Source organism: Aquincola sp. J276, from assembly GCF_024700035.1.
Lineage (GTDB): Bacteria > Pseudomonadota > Gammaproteobacteria > Burkholderiales > Burkholderiaceae_C > Aquincola > Aquincola tertiaricarbonis.
Genome location: NZ_JAJONC010000001.1, coordinates 732,190 through 750,058, shown reverse-complemented (window position 1 = coordinate 750,058; position 17,869 = coordinate 732,190). Strand labels below are relative to the sequence as shown.

The window sequence follows — 17,869 nt, the reverse complement described above, 5'->3', positions numbered from 1 at the left end:
ACACTCGGGGCCTGCCTGAATTCCATTTGATGTCGAACTCCCCTGCCCCCACGCAAGACGAAACGGCGGCCGCTTCCAGCGCCGACAGCCGCAACACGCCGAACCTGCCCAACCCGAAACATGCCGGGCGGTTGCCCGCGCACATCGGCAAGACCGAGTTCGCGGCCATCCGCAACCATGCCTATGCGCTGCCGCAGGTGGTCAAGCCGGCGGACTTCCTGGAAGAGCGCAGCCCCGGCTTCGAGCAGCACCTGGACAAGCTGGGCTACGTGCTGCTGGCCAAGCCGGCCGCCGGTGCCCGGCCCAGCCGGTGGATCCACCCGGCGCTGATGGACTCGGCGCTGGCGCACATCGCCGCCGTGGGCACCGGGCCCGACATGCGGCCGCTGCTGGTCGAGCGCAGCACCGTGCTGGACAGCCTGGGCGTGGCCCGCCGCGCGGGTGAATGGACGCGCCTGATCCGCCACACCTTCCGGCTGCCGCAGCCCGAGCCGCAGGCGCCGTGGACGGTGCCGGTGCTGTTCCGCATCCCGGTGGATGCGGATGCGGTGTGGACCTTCTACCGCACCGGCGACCGCGAGGCGCTGCTGGCCGCGCTGGGCCCGGCGCCGCAGCACCCGAACGCGCCCGAGCTGCTGGCCCACCTGCACGGCCTGGTGGAACGCAGCCGGCAGCTGAGCCCGCGGCACCTCGACTCGCTGCTACCGCGGCTGCAGGCCGAAGGTGCCACGCCGCAGCCGCTGGCCGAGCTGAAGACCGCCTTCAACCGCGCGCAGGAGCGCTGGGAGCACCAGGCCGCCGAGCTGGACACGCTGGAAGGCCTGAACACCGAGCTGGCCTTCCAGGGCTACCCCGACACCTTCGAGATCGCGCGCCGGCTGCAGCGCAGCGTCACGCTGTACGTGGGCCCGCCCAACAGCGGCAAGACCCATGCGGCCTTCGAGCGGCTGGCCCAGGCGCATGACGGCGCCTACCTGGCGCCGCTGCGGCTGCTGGCGCTGGAAGGCCGCGACCGGCTGGTCGCGCGCGGCGTGCCCTGCTCGCTGCTGACCGGCGAGGAGAACGTGCCCGCACCCGAGGCCCGCGCCGTCTCCAGCACCATCGAGATGGTGAACACCCGCCAGCCGATCGACGTGGCGGTGATCGACGAGGCGCAGATGATCTTCGACAGCGCCCGCGGCTGGGCCTGGACGCAGGCCATCGTGGCGGTGCCGGCCAACGAGGTGATCATCATCTGCTCGGCCTATGCGGTACCCGCGATCGAGAACCTGCTGGGCCTGTGCGGCGAGCGCTGCACCGTGCGCGAGTTCGAGCGCAAGCAGCATGTGCAGCTGCTGCCGCAGCCGGTGCCGCTGCCCTCCTTGAAGCTGGGCGACGCGGTGGTGGCCTTCAGCCGCCGCGAGGTGCTGATGCTGCGCGACCAGATCGCCGCCAACGGCCATCCGGTGAGCGTGATCTACGGTGCGCTGCCGCCCGAGGTGCGCCGGCGCGAGGCCGAGCGCTTCGCCCAAGGCGAGTCGCACATCCTGGTGGCCACCGACGCCATCGGCATGGGGCTCAACCTGCCGATCCGCCGGGTGCTGTTCTCCACCATGACGAAGTTCGACGGACAGGGCGACCGCACGCTGACCGAGTCGGAAGTGCACCAGATCGCCGGCCGCGCCGGGCGCTTCGGCATCCACGAGGAAGGCTTCGTCGGCGTGCTGAAGGACGCCGAACCCAGCGCCACTCGGGTGCTGAAGGAGCTGCTGCCCAAGGCGCCGCGGGCGCCGCGCGACTTCAAGGCGCCGGTGGCGCCCAACGGTTGGCATGTGGACACCATCGCCAGCCGCATGAAGAAGAACCGGCTGCGCGAGGTGCTGGGCGTGTTCATGGAACAGCTCAAGCTGGACGATGCCCACTTCGCCGTGGCCGAGCTGGAACAGATGCTGGAGCTGGCCGAGCAGCTGGACCAGCATGCCGGCCAGCTCACGCTGAAGGAACGCTTCATCTATGCCCAGGCGCCGGTGGACAGCCGCACCCCTTCGCAGGTGCAGCTGTACCTCGACTGGGCGCACAACCATGCGGTGGGCGGCGTGGCTGGCAAGCCCTGGTTCCTGGAAGAGGTGGACAGCCACAGCCGGCTCGACCGCATGGAGCAGGCCCTGCGCAGCTGCACGCTGTGGCTGTGGCTGGACCTGCGCTTTCCTGGCGTGTACGGCCATGTGGACGAGGTGGTGGACCTGCGCAGCCGGCTCAACGACGGCATCGAGCGCCAGCTCAAGGGCAAGCGGCCGCTGGCCCAGCAGCGCCGCCAGCGCAGCGCGCGATGAAAGCCCCGAAGCGGCTGCAGCCGCTGATCGACGAAGGCCTGATCGACAGCGTGGTGCGGCAGCTGATGAGCGGCAAGGAAGCCACGGTGTACGTGGTGCGCGTGGGCGACGACACCCGCTGCGCCAAGGTCTACAAGGAGGCCACGCAGCGCAGCTTCCGCCAGGCGGTGGACTACACCGAGAACCGCAAGGTGAAGAACAGCCGCCAGGCCCGCGCGATGGCCAAGGGCACCCGCTATGGCCGCCAGGCGCAGGAAGAGGCCTGGCAGAGCGCGGAGGTGGATGCGCTGTACCGCCTGGCCGCCGCCGGCGTGCGGGTGCCCACGCCCTACAACTTCCATGACGGCGTGCTGCTGATGGAGCTGGTGGCCGATGCCGACGGCGATGCCGCGCCGCGGCTGAACGACGTGGTCTTCACGCCCGAGGAGGCACGCGCCCACCACGCCACGCTGCTGAAGGAGGCGGTGCGCATGCTGTGCGCGGGCGTGGTGCACGGCGACCTGTCGGAATTCAACATCCTGCTGGCCGCCGACGGCCCGGTGATCATCGACCTGCCGCAGGCGGTGGATGCCGCCGGCAACAACCACGCGGCCCGCATGCTGCTGCGCGACGTGGGCAACCTGCGTCACTTCTTCGGCCGCTTCGCGCCCGAGCTGCGCGCCACCGAATACGGCCCCGAGATGTGGACGCTGTACGAGAAGGGCCTGCTGACGGTGGACACGCCGCTGACCGGCCGCTTCGAGCCGGTGCGCGGGGCGGTGGACCTGCGCGCGGTGATGCGCGAGATCGACGATGCCCGCGACGAGGAAGTCGCGCGCCAGCAACGCATGGGTTTCTAGACTGGACGCATGTCCACCGACCACCGCCCCTTCAGCCCCGCGAGCGAACGCAACCGCGGCCCCATCCTCGACGTGCTGCTGCAGCTGCTGCCGCCGCAGGGCACCGCCTTGGAGATTGCCTGCGGCACCGGCCAGCATGCGGCCCATTTCGCGCCGGCGCTGCCGGGATGGCAGTGGTGGCCCAGCGATCCGCAGGCCGAGGCCTTGCAGTCCACCGCCGCGTGGTGCGAAGGCATCGGCAACGTGCAGCCGCCGCTGCAGCTGGACGTGATGTCGCCCGACTGGACCGGCGTGCCCAGCGAGGTGGACCTGGTGTTCTGCGCCAACATGATCCACATCTCGCCCTGGGCCACCACCCGGGCGCTGATGCAGGGCGCGGCCCGGCACCTGCGAGCCGGCGGCCTGCTGCTGACCTACGGGCCCTACTTCGTGCAGGGCGAGCCACCCTCGCCCGGCAACCTGGCCTTCGACGCCGACCTGAAGCAGCGCAACGCCGCCTGGGGCATCCGCTGGCTGCACGAGGTGCAGGCCGAAGCCGCCGCAGCCGGGCTGCAGCTGCAGCGCCGCTTCGACATGCCGGCCCACAATCTGGCGCTGGCCTGGGGCCGGCCGGCGGCCTGATCAGCGACCCGGCTTGGCAGCCTGCCGCATCTGCTGGCGCGTGGCAGCGTCCTGGTACATCGGCACCGCGATCCCGGCGGCGACGCCGCTCAGGCACACCACCAGCAGCGGCGCGATCGCCACCCACCATGCCCGCGTGCCACCCGGTCGCGCCAGTTGTTCCAGCAGGCGGCTGTTGTCGCCTGTGGGCGCACCGAGCCTGTAGATGGCCTTGGTGAATGCTGACGCTGCGCAGGACCCGCCCAAGCACGGCCCGTGCGCAGCCGACCTGCCCGCGCCGCGCAACAGACATGCCCGCAACGGCCGCTTTATCCGGTGGCCGGCACTGAACACACTGGCCCGGTCATCCACTTTCCAGACCGACGCGCCATGTCCCGCCCCCCTGCCTGCCGCCGCCCTCGAACAAACATTCCTGCACGCCCGCACCTTCAACCAGTTCACCGACCAGCCAGTGACCGACGAGACGCTGCAGCAGCTGTACGAGCTGGCCAAGTGGGGCCCGACCTCGATGAACAGCCAGCCGGCACGCTTCGTGTTCGCGCGCAGCGCCGAGGCCAAGGCCCGGCTGGCCGTGGCGATGGCGCCCGGCAACGCCGCCAAGACGCTGGCCGCGCCGGTCACCGTGATCGTGGCGTCGGACACGCGCTTCTACGACCATCTGCCCGAGCAGTTCCCGGCGGTGGATGCCAAGCCGATGTTCGAAGGCAACGCCGCGCTGGCCGACACCACCGCCCTGCGCAACAGCTCGCTGCAGGGCGCGTACCTGATGATCGCGGCCCGCCAGCTCGGCCTGGATTGCGGCCCGATGAGCGGCTTCGATCCCGGCAAGGTCAACGCGGCGTTCTTCGCCGACGGCCGCTGGAAAGTCAACTTCCTGATCAACCTGGGCTACGGCGACGCCACGGGCAACTACCCGCGCGGCCCGCGCCTGTCGTTCGAACAAGCCGCCGTGCTGGCCTGAGGCGCGCCATGAACCGACTCATCAAGACCGCGCTGCTGGCACTGGCCGCCGCCTTCGTGCTGACCGGCTGCCTTGGCAGCGATGGCCACGGCCATGACGAATCCGAGCGCTCGGCACGCATCGCCCGCGGCTTCTACCAGGAGGTGATCGTCGATCGCAACCTGGCGCGCTTCGATGCCTACGTGGGCAGCAGCTACCTGCAGCACGCCACCGGCTATGCCGACGGCGTGCAGCCGCTGCGCGATGAACTGACCGCCCACGCGGCCAGCAGCAACCAGGTGCAGATCCTGCGCGTGGTGGCCGAAGGCCCGTACGCCGCGCTGCATTCGCTGTGGACCATCGGCACGCAGCAGGTGCTGTACGTGGACGTGTGGCGCATCGAGAACGGCAAGCTGGTGGAGCACTGGGACCAGTTCCAGAACGTGCCGGCCACCGCGGCCAACGGCAACACGATGCATGCCGGCCCCGACGCCGATCCGCGTGCGCCGCAGGACCCGGAGCGCAACCGCGCCCGCGCGCTGGCGGTGCTGCGGGTGTTCGACAACCTGGCCGACCTGTCGCCGGTGCAGGACTTCGTGTCCGAGGCCTACATCCAGCACAACCCCACGGTGGCCGACGGCAAGCAGGCCTTCCTGCAGATGCTGGCCGGCCTGCGGGACGCCGGCTACCGCTCGCGCACCCGGGTGGCCAAGACCATCGCCTATGGCGACATGGTGCTGGTGCATTCGCAGGTGGTGGACACCAGCGTGCCGAACGACCCGGGCACCGGCGCGATGGACCTGTTCCGCTTCGATGCCCAGGGCCGCATCGTCGAACACTGGGATGTGCTGGAATCGATGACGGGCACCTCGCTCAACACCAACGATCCCTTCTCCTACCCGGGCTGACCCTTGACCCTGAAGTACCTCACCGGCTATGCGCCCGAGCTGATCGCCCAGGTGCAGCGGGCCATCGATGCCGGTGAGCTGGGCCCCAGCCTGGCGCGCCGGTATCCCGAGCCGCACGAGGTGCGCACCGACCGGGCGCTGTACGACTACGTGGGCGAGCTGCGCGCGCAGTACCTGCGCAATGCGGCCCCGCTCAGCAAGGTGGCCTACGACAACAAGCTCAAGGTCATCCAGCATGCGCTGGGCACGCACACCACGGTGTCGCGGGTGCAGGGCAACAAGCTCAAGGCCAAGCGCGAGATCCGCGTGGCCAGCCTGTTCAAGGAAGCGCCGGCGCCCTTCCTGCGCATGATCGTGGTGCATGAGCTGGCGCACCTGAAGGAGCGCGAGCACGACAAGGCCTTCTATGCCCTGTGCACCCACATGGAGCCGGCCTACCACCAGCTGGAGTTCGACGTGCGCCTGTGGCTGACCGCAATGGAGCTGGAGGCGCCCACCGGCTGAGCCGGCCCGCGCGTCTCAGCGCGGCTTGGCGAAGCCGCTGTCGATCCAGGCGGTGGCGCTGGCACGGTTGAGCTTGAAGCCGGCGGCCACGCGCACCTGGGCCAGCTGCTCGCCGGCTTCGTCCTCGGCGGTGAGCAGGGCATGCGGATCATCGTCGTCGGGCACGATGTCCAGCGTGACGCTCACCGGTCCCTGGGCCGCGGTGACGGTGAGCTGCTGGTGCAGCAGCGCATGCAGCTGCTGCTCATGCCGGCGCAGCACCTCGCTGGCGGTCTTGACCAGGGTGTTGAAGGCGGCGGTGTCCAGCGGCTTGGGGTTCTTCTTGTCGCGGCCCATGGTCCAGGGGCCGACCAGCGCGGGCTCGGGCTCGCCCTGCTTGACCATCTCCACCGCCCAGCCGTCGTCGTCCTCGTTCTTGATGACGCGGGCCGTCCAGCCGTTGTCGCGCCACAGGCGCGGCTCGTGGATGGCGGTGTCTTCGGGGCTGTCTTCCTGGGCGTGCAGGTCGTTGAGCGGGGCATTCATGCCGGCATGGTACCGGCCGCCCCGCGGCTGGCGTGTCAGGCGGCAGCGCTGCCCGGGCGCATCGGCTGGCGCGCCAGGTCGGGCTGCTCCAGCAGCAGTTCCTCGTCGCTGCCGGGCTCGTCCTCGTCGGCATAGACGGTGAGCCACGGCGCCAGCTCGTCGTCCTCTTCCAGTGCCGGCCGCGGCTGCGGCAGGTGGAAGGGCACCGAACGCAGCGCGGGACGCGGCGCCACAGGCATGCGGTTGTATCGGACGGGCGGGCGGCTATCGGAACGCAGTGCGGACATCTCTTGCTCCTGGCATTGCCGCCAAGGCTACGCGCGCGCCCTGCCCCTGTGAAGCGGCCGGCGGCGCATCGCGCGCAAGTCCCACCGCCGCATGAGGCGTTGTCTGACAAGATCATGCGCAGGTACGGCCGTTGCCGCCCGGCCAGGCCGCCCGCGCACGAGGCGGCATCCCTTTTCCGGAGACCGCCATGCGCCCTGCCCACCGAACCTACCGACCCGTGCTGGCCGCCGGATCGGCCGCCCTGCTGCTGGCCCTGGCCGGCTGCGGCGACACCGCCAGCCTGCAGGTGCAGGACGGCATCGGCCCCGATCCCAAGCTGCCGGCGCCCAACAAGTCGCTGATCCCGACGGTGAACGTGGCCGAGGCCAGCGCCTGGCCGGCCGGCGCCGCGCCCCAGGCCGCGCAAGGCACCACCGTGGCCCGCTTCGCCGAAGGCCTGGACCATCCGCGCTGGCTGTACGTGCTGCCCAACGGCGACGTGCTGGTGGCCGAGACCAATGCCCCGCCCAAGCCGGAGGACAAGAGCGGCGGCATCAAGGGCTGGGTGATGAAGAAGGTGATGGCCAAGGCCGGCGCCGGCGTGCCCAGCGCCAACCGCATCACGCTGCTGCGAGATGCCGATGGCGACGGCGTGGCCGAGCAGCGCTCGGTCTTCCTGGAGAACCTGATGTCGCCCTTCGGCATGGCGCTGGTGGGCGACAAGTTCTACGTGGCCAATGCCGACGCGCTGGTGCGCTTCGACTACAAGGCCGGCGCGCAGAGGATCGAAGGCAACGGCACCAAAATCGCCGACCTGCCGGCCGGCCGCAACCACCACTGGACCAAGAGCCTGATCGCCAGCGCCGACGGCAGCAAGCTCTACGTGGGCGTGGGCAGCAACAGCAACGTCGCCGAGCACGGCATGGCCGAGGAGGAGCGCCGCGCCGCCATCCTGGAGATCGACGCAGCCAGCGGCGCGCAGCGGGTGTATGCCTCCGGCCTGCGCAACCCGGTGGGCCTGGCCTGGCAGCCCGACAGCAAGATGCTGTGGACCGCGGTCAACGAGCGCGACGAGATCGGCAGCGACCTGGTGCCGGACTACATGACCTCGGTGCAGGACGGCGGCTTCTACGGCTGGCCCTACAGCTACTACGGCCAGAACGTGGACGAGCGGGTGCAGCCGCCGCGCCCGGACCTGGTGGCCAAGGCCATCAAGCCCGACTACGCGCTGGGCCCGCACACCGCCTCGCTGGGCCTGGCCTGGTCGGCCGGCAACAGCCTGCCGCCGGCCTTTGCCAACGGCATGTTCGTGGGCCAGCACGGCAGCTGGAACCGCAAGCCGCGCAGCGGCTACCGGGTGATCTTCGTGCCCTTCCAGGGCGGCAAGCCGGCCGGCGCACCGGTGGAGGTGCTCACCGGCTTCATCAATGCCGAGGACAAGGCCCAGGGCCGGCCGGTGGGCGTGGCCATCGACAAGAAGGGCGGCCTGCTGGTGGCCGACGACGTGGGCAACATCATCTGGCGGGTGACCGCCGCCCGTTGAATACCGGCCCGCGGCGCCTTCAGGCCGCGGCGATGGGGATGCTGCGCGCCGTGCGCCGCGGCGCGGCCTCGCGCGCGCGCAGCTGGCCGCAGCCGCCGTCGATGTCCTGGCCGGCCGACCAGCGCAGCCGCGTCAGCACGCCGCGGCGGTTCAATGCCCGCGCCATCTCGGCCGCGCGCTCGCCATCGGGCCGGCGGAACGGCAGGCCCTCGTTGGTGTTGTAGGGGATGAAGTTCATCATCGCGTAGCGGCCCTGCAGCAGCGTGGCGATGCGGTCCAGCTCGTCGTCGCCGTCGTTGATGCCGGCCAGCAGCGTCCACTGGTACTGGATCGGGTAGCCGGTGGCGCGGGCATAGCGCTCGCCGGCCTCCACCAGCGCGGCGGGGTCGAAGCGCGGCGCGCGCGGCAGCAGTTCGGCCCGCTTGTCGGCGAAGGTGCTGTGCAGCGACAGTGCCAGCGCCGGCTTCACCGGGCCCTGCGGCAGCCGCTCGAACACCCGTTCGTCGCCCACGGTGGAGAACACCAGCTGCTTGTGGCCGATGCCGCCTTCCTGCCCCAGCAGCTCGATGGCCTGCATCACGTTGTCCAGGTTGTGCGCGGGCTCGCCCATGCCCATGAACACCACCTTCTTCACCGGCCGGCGCTGGCGGGCCAGCACCACCTGGGCCACGATCTCCCCGCTGCTCACCTGGCGCAGCAGGCCGTCGCGGCCGGTCATGCAGAACACGCAGCCCACCGCGCAGCCCACCTGGGTGGACACGCACACGCCGTCGCGCGGCAGCAGCACGCTTTCCACCGCCTGGCCATCGGCCAGCGCCACCAGCAGCCGCTCGGCGCCGTCTTCGGCCGGATGGGCCGACCTGATCGTAGCCAGGCCGGCCAGCTCCGCGCCCAGGGCCGGCAGCGCCTGGCGGATGGCCAGCGGCAGGAAGTGCTCGGCCTGGCTGCGGCCGCCCTCCAGCGCACGCGCCTGCACCCACTGGCGCAGCAGCCGCGCCTCGTGGGTGGGCTTGGCGCCCAGGGCGCGCAGGAATTGGCGGAGCTGGTCGATGCGCATGGAACGGCAGGATGAAGCGGCGGCGAAGGCCGGGAGTGTAGGCAGCCGCGCGGCGGCGAAGCGGTCCGCAGGGCTTAACCTGCTGCCATGAAATCCCGCGCTTCCTCCTCACCGGCCGCCAGCGGCGGCCTGGTCTATTCCACCGACGCCGGCCGGATGTGCCCGCAATGCCGGCAGCCGCTGGCCCGGTGCCAGTGCGCCGCGCTGGCCGCGCAGCAGAAGCTGGCCGCCGCCGACGGCATCGTGCGCGTGGGCCGCGAGACCAAGGGCCGCGGCGGCAAGGCGGTGACGATCGTGCGCGGCCTGCCGCTGGAGCCTGCGGCGCTGTCGGCCATGGGCACGCGGCTCAAGACCCTGTGCGGCAGCGGCGGCACCGCGAAGGACGGCGTGATCGAAATCCAGGGCGACCACCGCGACAAGGTCGTCGCCCACCTGCAGGCGGCCGGCTACACCGTCAGGAAAGCTGGCGGCTGAGGCCGCTGGCCGCGGCCACGCGCCGCACTTCCTCCAGGCAGGCCGCGATGCACTCGGCCAGCACCGTGGCCACCGTCTTCACGATCGGCCCCGGCGGCTTGCCGGCGTCGATGGCCACGGCCACCGTCTGCGGCTCGGCGCCCTGGTCGCGCACCGGCACGAAGCACAGCGTGCCGGCGATCAGCTCCGGCGCCGCGTCCAGCTCCGAGGTGAGCGCCACATGCCGGCCCTGGCGCGCCAGCATCTTCACCAGCTGCAGCGAGTTGGTCTCCACCCGCGTGCGGCTGTCGGCGAACAGCCAGTGGTAATGCGCCTCCAGGTAGCGGCGGATCAGCAGCGCCTTGCTCTGCAGAACGATGGGATGCGCGCCCACCTCCTGCAGGCTGACGCTGGGCAGGCCGGCCAGCGCATGCCCCGGCGCCACCACGCAGCCCAGCGGCAGCGTGGCCTGCCACAGCGCCAGCAGCTCGCGCCGCGGGCTGAGGTTGAAGCCGGCCACCACGTCGGCCTGGCCGGCCAGCAGCGCGGCCACCGCCTCGTCGGTGCTGCGGATGTCGATGTCCAGCGAGATGCGCGGATGCTCGGCGCCCAGCCGCTCCACCAGCGCCGGCAGCACGCTGGTGCTGTGGCTGTCCATCGCCACGATGCGCACCCGGCCCTGGAACACGCCCTGCATCTGCCGGATGTCGGCCACCAGCCGGCGTTCGTCATGGCGCCAGCGGCGGGCCAGCGCCACCACCGCATCGCCGGCCGAGGTCAGCCGCATCCCGCGCGGCAGCCGCTCGAACAGCGCCACGCCCAGCTCCTCCTCCAGCTGCAGCACCTGGCGGTTGACTGCCGAGGCGGCCACATGCAGCTCGCGCGCAGCGCCCTGCACCGAGCCGGAGCGGGCCACCTGGTCGATGTAGCGCAGCACGGTGGGCAACAGCGAGTGGCGCACGGCAGCTCCTGCGTACTGATTTGGAGCACGCAGTATTGCCTCGATGCTGATGGACGGCAATGCAGCCGCTGCCTAGCATGTCTGCATGGACCTGCCGCCCACCCTCGCCGAGCTGAACAGCTGCCCGCCGGAGCGCTTCCTCACGGTGCTGGGCACCGTGTTCGAGCATGCGCCCTGGGTGGCCGAAGCCGCGCTGCCCGCCCGCCCCTTCCGCAGCGTCGATGCGCTGCATGCGGCCATGATGGCCGTGCTGCAGGCGCTGCCGGAGCCTGCGCTGCTGGAATTGCTGCGCGGGCACCCGGAACTGGCCGGCAGCGCCGCCCGCGCCGGCACCATGACCGCCGATTCGGCCGACGAGCAGGGCAGCCTGGCGCTGCAGGCGCTGGCCGCCGACGAGGCCGCGCAATGGGATGCGCTCAACACCGCCTACCGCGAGCAATTCGGCTTCCCCTTCATCCTGTGCATCCGCCGGCACGACCGGGCCAGTGCGCTGCAGGCCTTCCTGCAGCGGCTGCACAACACACGCGGCACCGAGCTGCGGCATGCGCTCGACGAGATCGCCGCCATCTCCCGGCTGCGGCTGGCCCAGCGCGTGCATGAAGCCGCCTGAGCGGCCACCCGCACGCCGCCCCTGTTCCTGCCGTCGATCCACCCGCCCGTACCGGAGCCGCCCATGCGCCCTGCCCTGACCCCCTCCTCGCCCCGCGGCCCGCGCCGCGTCCTGTCGTTGCTGGCCGCGCTGGCGCTGGCCGCGGGCGCCAGCGCGGTGCAGGCCGCCTGGCCCGACAAGCCGATCCGCATCGTCGTCACCTTCGCCGCCGGCGGCGCCAGCGACATCGTGGCGCGCGAGATCGCCGGCCCGCTGGGCAAGGCCCTGGGCCAGACGGTGGTGGTGGACAACAAGCCGGGTGCCGGCGGCACCATCGGCGGCGCCGAGGTGGCACGCTCCGCCCCCGATGGCTACACGCTGATGCTGTCCAACAGCACGCCGCTGTCGATCGGCCCCTTCACGCTGGCCAAGCCGCCCTACGACCCGGTCAGGCAGTTCACCCATGTGGCGATGCTGGGCGTGGCGCCGGTGCTGGTGATGGCCAATCCGCAGGCCGGCATGGCCACGCTGAAGGACCTGCCCAAGGCCGTAGCCGCCGCCAAGGGCAACATCAGCTTTGGCAGCGGCGGGCCCGGCTCCATCGGCCAGATCGTCGGCGAGATGATCAAGGTCGACATGAAGCTGGACATGACGCACGTGCCCTACCGCGGCGGCGCGCCGATGACCACCGACCTGATCGCCGGGCAGATCTCGCTGGGCATCGACGTGATCACCGCCTACGTGCCGATGCTCAAGAGCGGGCAGATCAAGGGCCTGGCCGTTACCTCGCGCAGCCGCTCGCCGCTGGCGCCAGAAGTGCCCACGGTGGTGGAGCTGGGCTATGCCGACCTGGTGGCCGACAACTACTTCGGCATCTCCGGCCCCGCCGGGCTGCCGAAGGACGTGACCGACAAGCTGGCCACCGCGCTGGCCGACGTGGTGGCGCAGCCGGCCATCGTCAAGCGCTTCGAGGAACTGGGCATCACGCCGATGAAGCTCAACGGCGAAGCCTTCGCGGGCTTCGTGGGCAAGCAGGTGAACGACTGGGCGCCGGCCATCAAGGCCGCCAACCTCAGACCTTGAAGCGGCACCCGGTCAGCTGAGCCCAGCTCACCACCCGCCCGCGCCGCGCCGGGTCGGGCGCCTGTCGGCCAGGCCTTCGGCCAGGAAGTCGATGAAGGCACGCGTGCGGGCGGCCAGGTTGTGCTGGGTGGGGTACACCGCATGGATGTCGGCCGAGGGCACCGTCCAGCCCGGCAGCACCTGCTGCAGCCGGCCCGAGCGCAGGTAGGGCGCCGCGTCCCACTCCGAGCGCAGCAGGATGCCGTGGCCGTCCAGCGCCCAGGCCATCGCGGTCTCGCCGTCATTGGTGCTGCAGCGGCCGCGCACCTTCACCGTCTCGCTGCGGCTGCCCTGGCGCAGCTGCCAGCTGCCGAAGGTCTCCTCGTCCTGCCGGATGACGATGCAGCCATGCGCATGCAGCTCGGCCGGTGTGCGCGGCTCGCCCGCCTGCTTCAGGTACAGCGGCGAGGCCACCAGCAGCCGCCGGTTGGGCGCCAGCCGTCGGGCGTTCAGCCGCGCGTCGCGCAGCTCGCCCACGCGCACCATCACGTCGAAGTGGCCCTCGTCGCGGCCGGGCGGCTTGTCGCTCAGCTGCAGCAGCACGTCCACGTCGGCATGCTGCTGCATGAAGCGCGAGACCAGCGGCGCGATGTAGCGCCGGCCGAAGCCCAGCGTGGCATGCACCCGCAGCAGCCCGCGCGGCGTGCCCCGGGCGGCGGCCACCCGCTGCTCCAGCTGCGCCAGCTCGGCGATCAGCCGGCTGCCTTCGGCCACATAGGCCTCGCCTTCGGCGGTGAGCGCCATGCGGCGCGTGGTGCGGTTGAGCAGCCGCACGCCCAGCCGCCTTTCCAATGCGGCCAGCCGCTTGCTGACGGTGGGCGGCGTGACGCCCAGCACCTGCGCGCAGGCAGCCAGGCTGCCGCGCTGCGACAGCATCACGAAGAACGCCAGGTCGGACACCGCATCCATCACATACCCTCCTCGCCGCCCTCAGCGCCGGCGGCGCAGGCCGACGATCACCGGATCGTGGTCGGACGACCGGAAGGCGTCGGGCCGCCAGGCGTCCGGTGCGCAGCGGCTGCAGCCCGGCGCCCGGCCTTCCAGGTTGTAGTCCAGCAGCGCCGGCTCGTCGGCATTGATGTGCCACACCGCCGCGCCGGCCACCCGCGGCGCCAGCGCCGGCGAGGCCAGCGCATGGTCCAGCCGGCCGGCCGCGCCGTCGTGCACATAGGTGTGGGCACCGGGCGCATGCTGCTGCAGCAGGTCCACCAGACCGGCCTGGCGCAGCCGCTGCAGCGGGTCTTCCTGCGCGTAGGCATTGAGGTCGCCGATCACCAGCGCCTGCGGCCCCTGCCGCTGCACGAAGCCGGCCAGCGCCCGTGCCTGCGCCACGCGGCGGGCATTGAAGCAGCCCTGGCCGTCCGCCTGGTCGGCGTCGGCGCCCTGGGCATCGCCGCAGCGCTTGCTCTTGAAGTGGTTGACGATCACGGTGAACGGCTCGCCGCCGTCCACAGGCTGGAAGCGCTGGGCCAGGGGCGGGCGGTGGTGCACCGGGTCGGCATCGGTGGCGGGCGCGCCCAGCCGCCGCAGCCGTGCCGGGCGGTACAGCAGCGCCACCTGGATGGCATCGGTGCCGGTGAAGGCGGCCTGGGGCACGGCCGCATAGGTGCCCGCGCCCATCACCGCATTCAGCGCATCGGCCAGGTGCTGCGGCGCCTGCGGCTGGTTCTCGATCTCCATCAGCCCCAGCACGTCGGCACCGATGGCCTGCAGCGCCGCCACCAGCTTGGCCTGCTGGCGGGCCAGTTCCTCGGCGTTGTCGGCACCGCGCTGCGGGTTGGGCCGGGTGAAGTAGTTGAGCAGGTTGAAGCTGGCCACCCGCAGCTCGCCGCCCACGGCCGGCGGCGTGCCCGGGCGCGGCTGCGGACGCTGGAACACCGGCGGCTGCACCGCCTGCAGCCGCCAGCCCTGCGCACCGCCGGCCTGCAGGCCGATGGGGCCCTGGTCCAGCACGCCGACCACCTCGGCCGTGGTCTCGCCTGCGCGCAGCGTGCCATCGGCATGGAGGAACGGCACCGGCGATGGATGGCTGCTGCTGCGGCCATCGTCCAGCACGATGCGCAGCGCAGCCTGCTGCCGGGCCAGGCGCAGCGCGGCCGGGCCGGGGCGCTGCAGGTCGGTGGGAATCTGCTGGCGGCCGCCGGCCGCGAGCGTGAGCTGGCCGTACCGGCCCAGCAGGTCGTTCCGCAGCACGGTGAGCGGGCCCAGCAGCCGCACCAGCATGCCTTCATGCCGCTCCAGGTCGTGGCCGGCGGGCAGCGGGAGCCGCAAGGCCAGCGGCTCCACCGGCCGCGGGGCCGGACCCAGCAGCTCGATGCCGCTCACCTCGTCCAGCTGCGTGGTGCCGGTGCCCGGCGCTGCGCCGCGCGGCGCCCACTCCACCACCCGGCCGGTGACGCGCACCCGCATGCCAGGCACCATGCCCTGGCGGGCCCGGGCATGCACCTGCAGGCCTTCGGAGGTACGAGCATCGCCGTCGCCCACCGGGTCCTGCAGGTGGAAGCTGCCGGCCAGCACCGCCGTCACCACGCCGGTGGTGCTGACCACCTGCCCTTGCAGCGGACTGGCAGCGCCGCTGCCCTGGATGGCCGCGATCGGCCGATCGGCCGCCTGGGCCAGCACGCAGGCCGCGGCCAGGCCCGCTGCCCCAAGCCCGCGCAGCGTCAAGGGCACGTCGATTGCTCCATCCCGGTGCGGGCTGTTTGCCTGCCATCCTGCCCACGATGAAATACGAGATCACACGCAACGGCCGCCGCATCGAAGGCTACGGTGCGCACAGCGGCTACCGCATCCGCCTGTCCACCACCGAGCCGTTGGCCGGCCAGATGTGGCCGCTGCATGTGGGCGTGCGCGGGTCGGAGAGCGAGGCCGAGGTCAGCGTGCCGCTGCCGCAGATCCAGCTGCGCAGCCTGCAGGAGGCCTTCGACTTCGGCTACGACTGCGCCACGCTGTACATCGACGCCGAGGACCGGCGGCTGCCCTGATTTGCACAAGCGAAACTTGCGGCGCGCCTCGGCGGCGGAACTCGGCCGCCGGCCGGCCCTCACACACCCATGAACACCAAGTTTGCATTCCCCGGCCGCGGCAGCGGCCTCGCCCGAGGCCTGACGCTGGTGCTGGCCGGCTTGATGGCGGTGGCCGGCATGCTGCTGCTGTGGGCCACGCTGTTCGTGGGCGCAGTGGCCTTCTTCGGCTGGTGGGGCTGGCAGAAGCTGCGCGGCCGCCAGCCCACGATCGACCTCGCGGCGGCCTTCGCCCAGCGCCGCGGCGCCGCCTTCGGCCGGCAGCTCCGCCAGGGCGAGGTGGTGGACGTGGAGGTGCGCGAAGTGGACCGAGCAGGCGCCGCCCGCGACACCGCCTCCTTGCACACGCTGGACGGCGGCCGCTGAGCGCGGCCCGCCCGGAATCGCCGGCCTCACTCGACCGACTGCAGCGGCCAGCGCGGCCGCACGTCGAAGGCATAGTCGTGTGACGGCACGGCGCGGCCAGCCTGCAGCCGCATCGCCGCCGCCATCGCGATCATGGCGCCGTTGTCGGTGCACAGGTCCAGCTCCGGGTAGTGCACCCGCACCCGTGCCTTCTGGCAGGCCGCATTCAGCTGGGCGCGCAGCTCGCCGTTGGCGCCCACGCCCCCGGCCACGACCAGCCGGTCCGCGCCCGCCTCGCGCAGCGCGCGCATCGACTTCTTCACCAGCACTTCCACGATGGCGGCCTGGGTGCTGGCGGCCAGGTTGGCCCGGTCCTGCTCGCACACATTGCTGCCCAGCTTGCGCACCTGGGTGAGCACCGCCGTCTTCAGGCCGGCGAAGCTGAAGTCCAGGTTGCCGTTGTGCAGCAGCGGCCGCGGCAGCGCGAATGCCGTGGCATCGCCGAAGGCCGCCATGCGCGACAGCGCCGGCCCGCCCGGGTAGCCGAGGCCGAGCAGCTTGGCCGACTTGTCGAAGGCCTCGCCGGCGGCGTCGTCGATGGTCTCGCCCAGCATCTCGTACTCGCCCACGCCGGCCACGTGCATCAGCTGCGTATGGCCGCCGGACACCAGCAGCGCCACGAACGGAAAGCGCGGCGGATCGGCCGACAGGAAGGGCGACAGCAGATGCCCTTCCAGGTGGTGCACGCCCAGCGTCGGCCGGTCGAGCGCGGCGGCCAGCGCACAGGCCACGCCCGCGCCCACCAGCAGCGCGCCGGCCAGGCCGGGGCCGCGGGTGAAGGCCACCAGGTCCACGTCCTCGAAGCCCAGGCCGGCCTCGGCCATCACCTGCCGGGCCAGGGGCAGCACGCGGCGGATGTGGTCGCGCGAGGCCAGTTCCGGCACCACGCCGCCATAGGCCTGGTGCATGTCGATCTGGCTGTGCAACGCATGGGAAAGAAGGCGCGGCACACCGGTGCCTTCGCTCGCGACCAGGGCCACACCGGTCTCGTCGCAGGACGATTCGATGCCGAGTACATTCATGCCGCCCAGTGTAGTCAGCGCCCGTCGGGTGGCGCGAACCTTGCTCGCCAAGCCCCCATGCCGTCGCCGCCCCCGTCGCCCTTGCGCATCGTCATCGTCGCGCCGGAGTCGCTGTCTCCCGAGCCGAACGACGTGGATGCCTGGTGGGAGGCCGAGCGCTCGCGCAGCCTGCGCATCGGCCTGCTGGAGGCGGGCTACAACATCGTGGCGGTGCTGCCGGTGGACGTCTTCCTCCCCGACCGGCTGGCCCAGATCCAGCCCGACATGATCGTGGTGGATGCCGAGAGCCAGGCTCGCGACACGCTGGAGCATGTGGTGATGGCCACGCGCGATGCCCGCCGGCCCATCGTGCTGTTCACCGACGACGAGGACACCACCCATGTGCGCGACGCCATTGCCGCCGGCGTCACCGCCTACGTGGTGGCCGGGCTGGCGTCCGAGCGCATCAAGCCGGTGCTCGACATTGCGCTGGCGCGCTTCGAGCATGAGGAGCGCCTGCGCCAGGACCTGGCCGAAGCCCGCAGCCAGCTCAGCGAGCGCAAGGTGATCGAGCGGGCCAAGGGCATCCTGATGAAGCGCCAGGGCATCCCCGAGGAAGAAGCCTATGCGCGGCTGCGCAAGACGGCGATGGACAAGGGCCTGAAGCTGGCCGACGTGGCCCAGCGCATCGTCGACGTATCCGACCTGCTTGGCTAGACAAGCAAGCCGCTGCGGCACCAAGCCGGGGCGATTTCGCTGGCACGGCGCTTGCGTTTTGTAGCGCAGCAAGAGGTCAACG

At 71.7% G+C, this 17,869-nt stretch carries 21 protein-coding genes; 13 read left to right on the top strand and 8 right to left on the bottom strand.

The annotated features are described in order from the left end of the window. The first annotated feature begins 29 nt into the window (after window positions 1-29). From LRS14_RS03585 to LRS14_RS03575, 3 genes are read left to right on the top strand one after another with little or no spacing between them, the layout of a single operon-like run. Window positions 30-2,312 carry a helicase-related protein gene (locus LRS14_RS03585; RefSeq protein WP_257798621.1) on the top strand — a complete coding sequence of 761 codons (2,283 nt, stop codon included), beginning with the start codon at window positions 30-32 and terminating at the stop codon, window positions 2,310-2,312. Beyond that, the gene (locus tag LRS14_RS03580; RefSeq protein ID WP_046115313.1) at window positions 2,309-3,151 is read left to right on the top strand and encodes a PA4780 family RIO1-like protein kinase; all 843 of its coding nucleotides are present in this window, start codon (window positions 2,309-2,311) and stop codon (window positions 3,149-3,151) included. Before LRS14_RS03585 ends, LRS14_RS03580 begins: the two co-directional genes overlap by 4 nt. A gap of 9 nt (window positions 3,152-3,160) precedes the next feature. Beyond that, window positions 3,161-3,772 carry a class I SAM-dependent methyltransferase gene (locus LRS14_RS03575; RefSeq protein WP_257798620.1) on the top strand — a complete coding sequence of 204 codons (612 nt, stop codon included), beginning with the start codon at window positions 3,161-3,163 and terminating at the stop codon, window positions 3,770-3,772. On the opposite strand, the gene LRS14_RS03570 is transcribed toward LRS14_RS03575, so the two are convergent. After that, window positions 3,773-3,895, bottom strand: a complete 123-nt coding sequence (locus LRS14_RS03570) for a hypothetical protein (RefSeq protein ID WP_257798619.1) — start codon at window positions 3,893-3,895, stop codon at window positions 3,773-3,775. A gap of 259 nt (window positions 3,896-4,154) precedes the next feature. Between LRS14_RS03570 and LRS14_RS03565 the strand changes: the two genes are divergently transcribed. Genes LRS14_RS03565 through LRS14_RS03555 form a run of 3 tightly spaced genes read left to right on the top strand, consistent with a single transcriptional unit; the run spans window position 4,155 to window position 6,124 of the window. Beyond that, the gene (locus LRS14_RS03565; RefSeq protein ID WP_257800401.1) at window positions 4,155-4,733 is read left to right on the top strand and encodes a malonic semialdehyde reductase; all 579 of its coding nucleotides are present in this window, start codon (window positions 4,155-4,157) and stop codon (window positions 4,731-4,733) included. Between the two features lie 8 nt (window positions 4,734-4,741). Beyond that, complete coding sequence (locus LRS14_RS03560) at window positions 4,742-5,620, top strand: ester cyclase (RefSeq protein ID WP_257798618.1); 879 nt, start codon at window positions 4,742-4,744, stop codon at window positions 5,618-5,620. Between the two features lie 9 nt (window positions 5,621-5,629). After that, window positions 5,630-6,124, top strand: a complete 495-nt coding sequence (locus LRS14_RS03555; RefSeq protein WP_046115325.1) for a YgjP-like metallopeptidase domain-containing protein — start codon at window positions 5,630-5,632, stop codon at window positions 6,122-6,124. A gap of 15 nt (window positions 6,125-6,139) precedes the next feature. On the opposite strand, the gene LRS14_RS03550 is transcribed toward LRS14_RS03555, so the two are convergent. Both LRS14_RS03550 and LRS14_RS03545 read right to left on the bottom strand, forming a co-directional pair. Beyond that, the gene (locus tag LRS14_RS03550; protein WP_257798617.1) at window positions 6,140-6,649 is read right to left on the bottom strand and encodes a hypothetical protein; all 510 of its coding nucleotides are present in this window, start codon (window positions 6,647-6,649) and stop codon (window positions 6,140-6,142) included. 35 nt (window positions 6,650-6,684) lie between these two features. Next, entirely contained in the window at window positions 6,685-6,888 is a 204-nt protein-coding gene (locus tag LRS14_RS03545) for a hypothetical protein (RefSeq protein ID WP_257798616.1), read from the bottom strand. Between the two features lie 236 nt (window positions 6,889-7,124). On the opposite strand from LRS14_RS03545, the gene LRS14_RS03540 reads away from it, so the two are divergent. After that, complete coding sequence (locus LRS14_RS03540; protein ID WP_257798615.1) at window positions 7,125-8,459, top strand: sorbosone dehydrogenase family protein; 1,335 nt, start codon at window positions 7,125-7,127, stop codon at window positions 8,457-8,459. 19 nt (window positions 8,460-8,478) lie between these two features. On the opposite strand, the gene LRS14_RS03535 is transcribed toward LRS14_RS03540, so the two are convergent. Next, entirely contained in the window at window positions 8,479-9,516 is a 1,038-nt protein-coding gene (locus LRS14_RS03535) for an RNA methyltransferase (RefSeq protein WP_257798614.1), read from the bottom strand. 87 nt (window positions 9,517-9,603) lie between these two features. Here LRS14_RS03535 and LRS14_RS03530 point away from each other — a divergent pair, with 87 nt between their 5' ends. Continuing rightward, the gene (locus LRS14_RS03530) at window positions 9,604-9,990 is read left to right on the top strand and encodes a translation initiation factor Sui1 (protein ID WP_257798613.1); all 387 of its coding nucleotides are present in this window, start codon (window positions 9,604-9,606) and stop codon (window positions 9,988-9,990) included. Here LRS14_RS03530 and LRS14_RS03525 read toward each other — a convergent pair. Beyond that, window positions 9,971-10,930, bottom strand: a complete 960-nt coding sequence (locus LRS14_RS03525) for a LysR family transcriptional regulator (RefSeq protein ID WP_310740791.1) — start codon at window positions 10,928-10,930, stop codon at window positions 9,971-9,973. The two genes, LRS14_RS03530 and LRS14_RS03525, sit on opposite strands and share 20 nt — an antisense overlap. An 85-nt stretch (window positions 10,931-11,015) precedes the next feature. Here LRS14_RS03525 and uraD point away from each other — a divergent pair, with 85 nt between their 5' ends. Together uraD and LRS14_RS03515 are read left to right on the top strand one after the other, a co-directional pair. After that, window positions 11,016-11,540, top strand: a complete 525-nt coding sequence (gene uraD, locus LRS14_RS03520) for a 2-oxo-4-hydroxy-4-carboxy-5-ureidoimidazoline decarboxylase (protein WP_257798611.1) — start codon at window positions 11,016-11,018, stop codon at window positions 11,538-11,540. 63 nt (window positions 11,541-11,603) lie between these two features. Further along, a complete protein-coding gene (locus tag LRS14_RS03515) occupies window positions 11,604-12,602 on the top strand; it encodes a tripartite tricarboxylate transporter substrate binding protein (protein WP_257798610.1) in 999 nt (332 codons plus the stop codon). A gap of 27 nt (window positions 12,603-12,629) precedes the next feature. On the opposite strand, the gene LRS14_RS03510 is transcribed toward LRS14_RS03515, so the two are convergent. Both LRS14_RS03510 and LRS14_RS03505 read right to left on the bottom strand, forming a co-directional pair. Further along, complete coding sequence (locus LRS14_RS03510; RefSeq protein WP_257798609.1) at window positions 12,630-13,550, bottom strand: LysR family transcriptional regulator; 921 nt, start codon at window positions 13,548-13,550, stop codon at window positions 12,630-12,632. 21 nt (window positions 13,551-13,571) lie between these two features. Next, window positions 13,572-15,314, bottom strand: coding sequence for an ExeM/NucH family extracellular endonuclease (locus LRS14_RS03505; RefSeq protein ID WP_257798608.1), 1,743 nt, complete (start codon window positions 15,312-15,314; stop codon window positions 13,572-13,574). A 50-nt stretch (window positions 15,315-15,364) separates the two neighbouring features. Here LRS14_RS03505 and LRS14_RS03500 point away from each other — a divergent pair, with 50 nt between their 5' ends. Further along, on the top strand, window positions 15,365-15,625 hold the full coding sequence (locus tag LRS14_RS03500; RefSeq protein WP_257798607.1) for a hypothetical protein: 261 nt from the start codon (window positions 15,365-15,367) through the stop codon (window positions 15,623-15,625). A 69-nt stretch (window positions 15,626-15,694) separates the two neighbouring features. Further along, window positions 15,695-16,030 carry a hypothetical protein gene (locus LRS14_RS03495; protein WP_046115301.1) on the top strand — a complete coding sequence of 112 codons (336 nt, stop codon included), beginning with the start codon at window positions 15,695-15,697 and terminating at the stop codon, window positions 16,028-16,030. A 26-nt stretch (window positions 16,031-16,056) separates the two neighbouring features. On the opposite strand, the gene tsaD is transcribed toward LRS14_RS03495, so the two are convergent. After that, entirely contained in the window at window positions 16,057-17,091 is a 1,035-nt protein-coding gene (gene tsaD / locus LRS14_RS03490; protein WP_257798605.1) for a tRNA (adenosine(37)-N6)-threonylcarbamoyltransferase complex transferase subunit TsaD, read from the bottom strand. Window positions 17,092-17,148: 57 nt separating this feature from the next. Between tsaD and LRS14_RS03485 the strand changes: the two genes are divergently transcribed. Continuing rightward, window positions 17,149-17,787, top strand: coding sequence for an ANTAR domain-containing response regulator (locus LRS14_RS03485; protein WP_046115299.1), 639 nt, complete (start codon window positions 17,149-17,151; stop codon window positions 17,785-17,787). Window positions 17,788-17,869: the final 82 nt, after the last annotated feature.

Bases quoted from the DNA above. Each gene is read 5' to 3' on its own strand.
- LRS14_RS03585 (WP_257798621.1), top strand. From the start codon at position 30: ATGTCGAACTCCCCTGCCCCCACGCAAGACGAAACGGCGGCCGCTTCC.
- LRS14_RS03580 (WP_046115313.1), top strand. From the start codon at position 2,309: ATGAAAGCCCCGAAGCGGCTGCAGCCGCTGATCGACGAAGGCCTGATC.
- LRS14_RS03575 (WP_257798620.1), top strand. From the start codon at position 3,161: ATGTCCACCGACCACCGCCCCTTCAGCCCCGCGAGCGAACGCAACCGC.
- LRS14_RS03560 (WP_257798618.1), top strand. From the start codon at position 4,742: ATGAACCGACTCATCAAGACCGCGCTGCTGGCACTGGCCGCCGCCTTC.
- LRS14_RS03550 (WP_257798617.1), bottom strand. From the start codon at position 6,649: ATGAATGCCCCGCTCAACGACCTGCACGCCCAGGAAGACAGCCCCGAA.
- LRS14_RS03545 (WP_257798616.1), bottom strand. From the start codon at position 6,888: ATGCCTGTGGCGCCGCGTCCCGCGCTGCGTTCGGTGCCCTTCCACCTG.
- LRS14_RS03540 (WP_257798615.1), top strand. From the start codon at position 7,125: ATGCGCCCTGCCCACCGAACCTACCGACCCGTGCTGGCCGCCGGATCG.
- LRS14_RS03535 (WP_257798614.1), bottom strand. From the start codon at position 9,516: ATGCGCATCGACCAGCTCCGCCAATTCCTGCGCGCCCTGGGCGCCAAG.
- LRS14_RS03530 (WP_257798613.1), top strand. From the start codon at position 9,604: ATGAAATCCCGCGCTTCCTCCTCACCGGCCGCCAGCGGCGGCCTGGTC.
- uraD (WP_257798611.1), top strand. From the start codon at position 11,016: ATGGACCTGCCGCCCACCCTCGCCGAGCTGAACAGCTGCCCGCCGGAG.
- LRS14_RS03515 (WP_257798610.1), top strand. From the start codon at position 11,604: ATGCGCCCTGCCCTGACCCCCTCCTCGCCCCGCGGCCCGCGCCGCGTC.
- LRS14_RS03510 (WP_257798609.1), bottom strand. From the start codon at position 13,550: ATGGATGCGGTGTCCGACCTGGCGTTCTTCGTGATGCTGTCGCAGCGC.
- LRS14_RS03500 (WP_257798607.1), top strand. From the start codon at position 15,365: ATGAAATACGAGATCACACGCAACGGCCGCCGCATCGAAGGCTACGGT.
- LRS14_RS03495 (WP_046115301.1), top strand. From the start codon at position 15,695: ATGAACACCAAGTTTGCATTCCCCGGCCGCGGCAGCGGCCTCGCCCGA.
- tsaD (WP_257798605.1), bottom strand. From the start codon at position 17,091: ATGAATGTACTCGGCATCGAATCGTCCTGCGACGAGACCGGTGTGGCC.
- LRS14_RS03485 (WP_046115299.1), top strand. From the start codon at position 17,149: ATGCCGTCGCCGCCCCCGTCGCCCTTGCGCATCGTCATCGTCGCGCCG.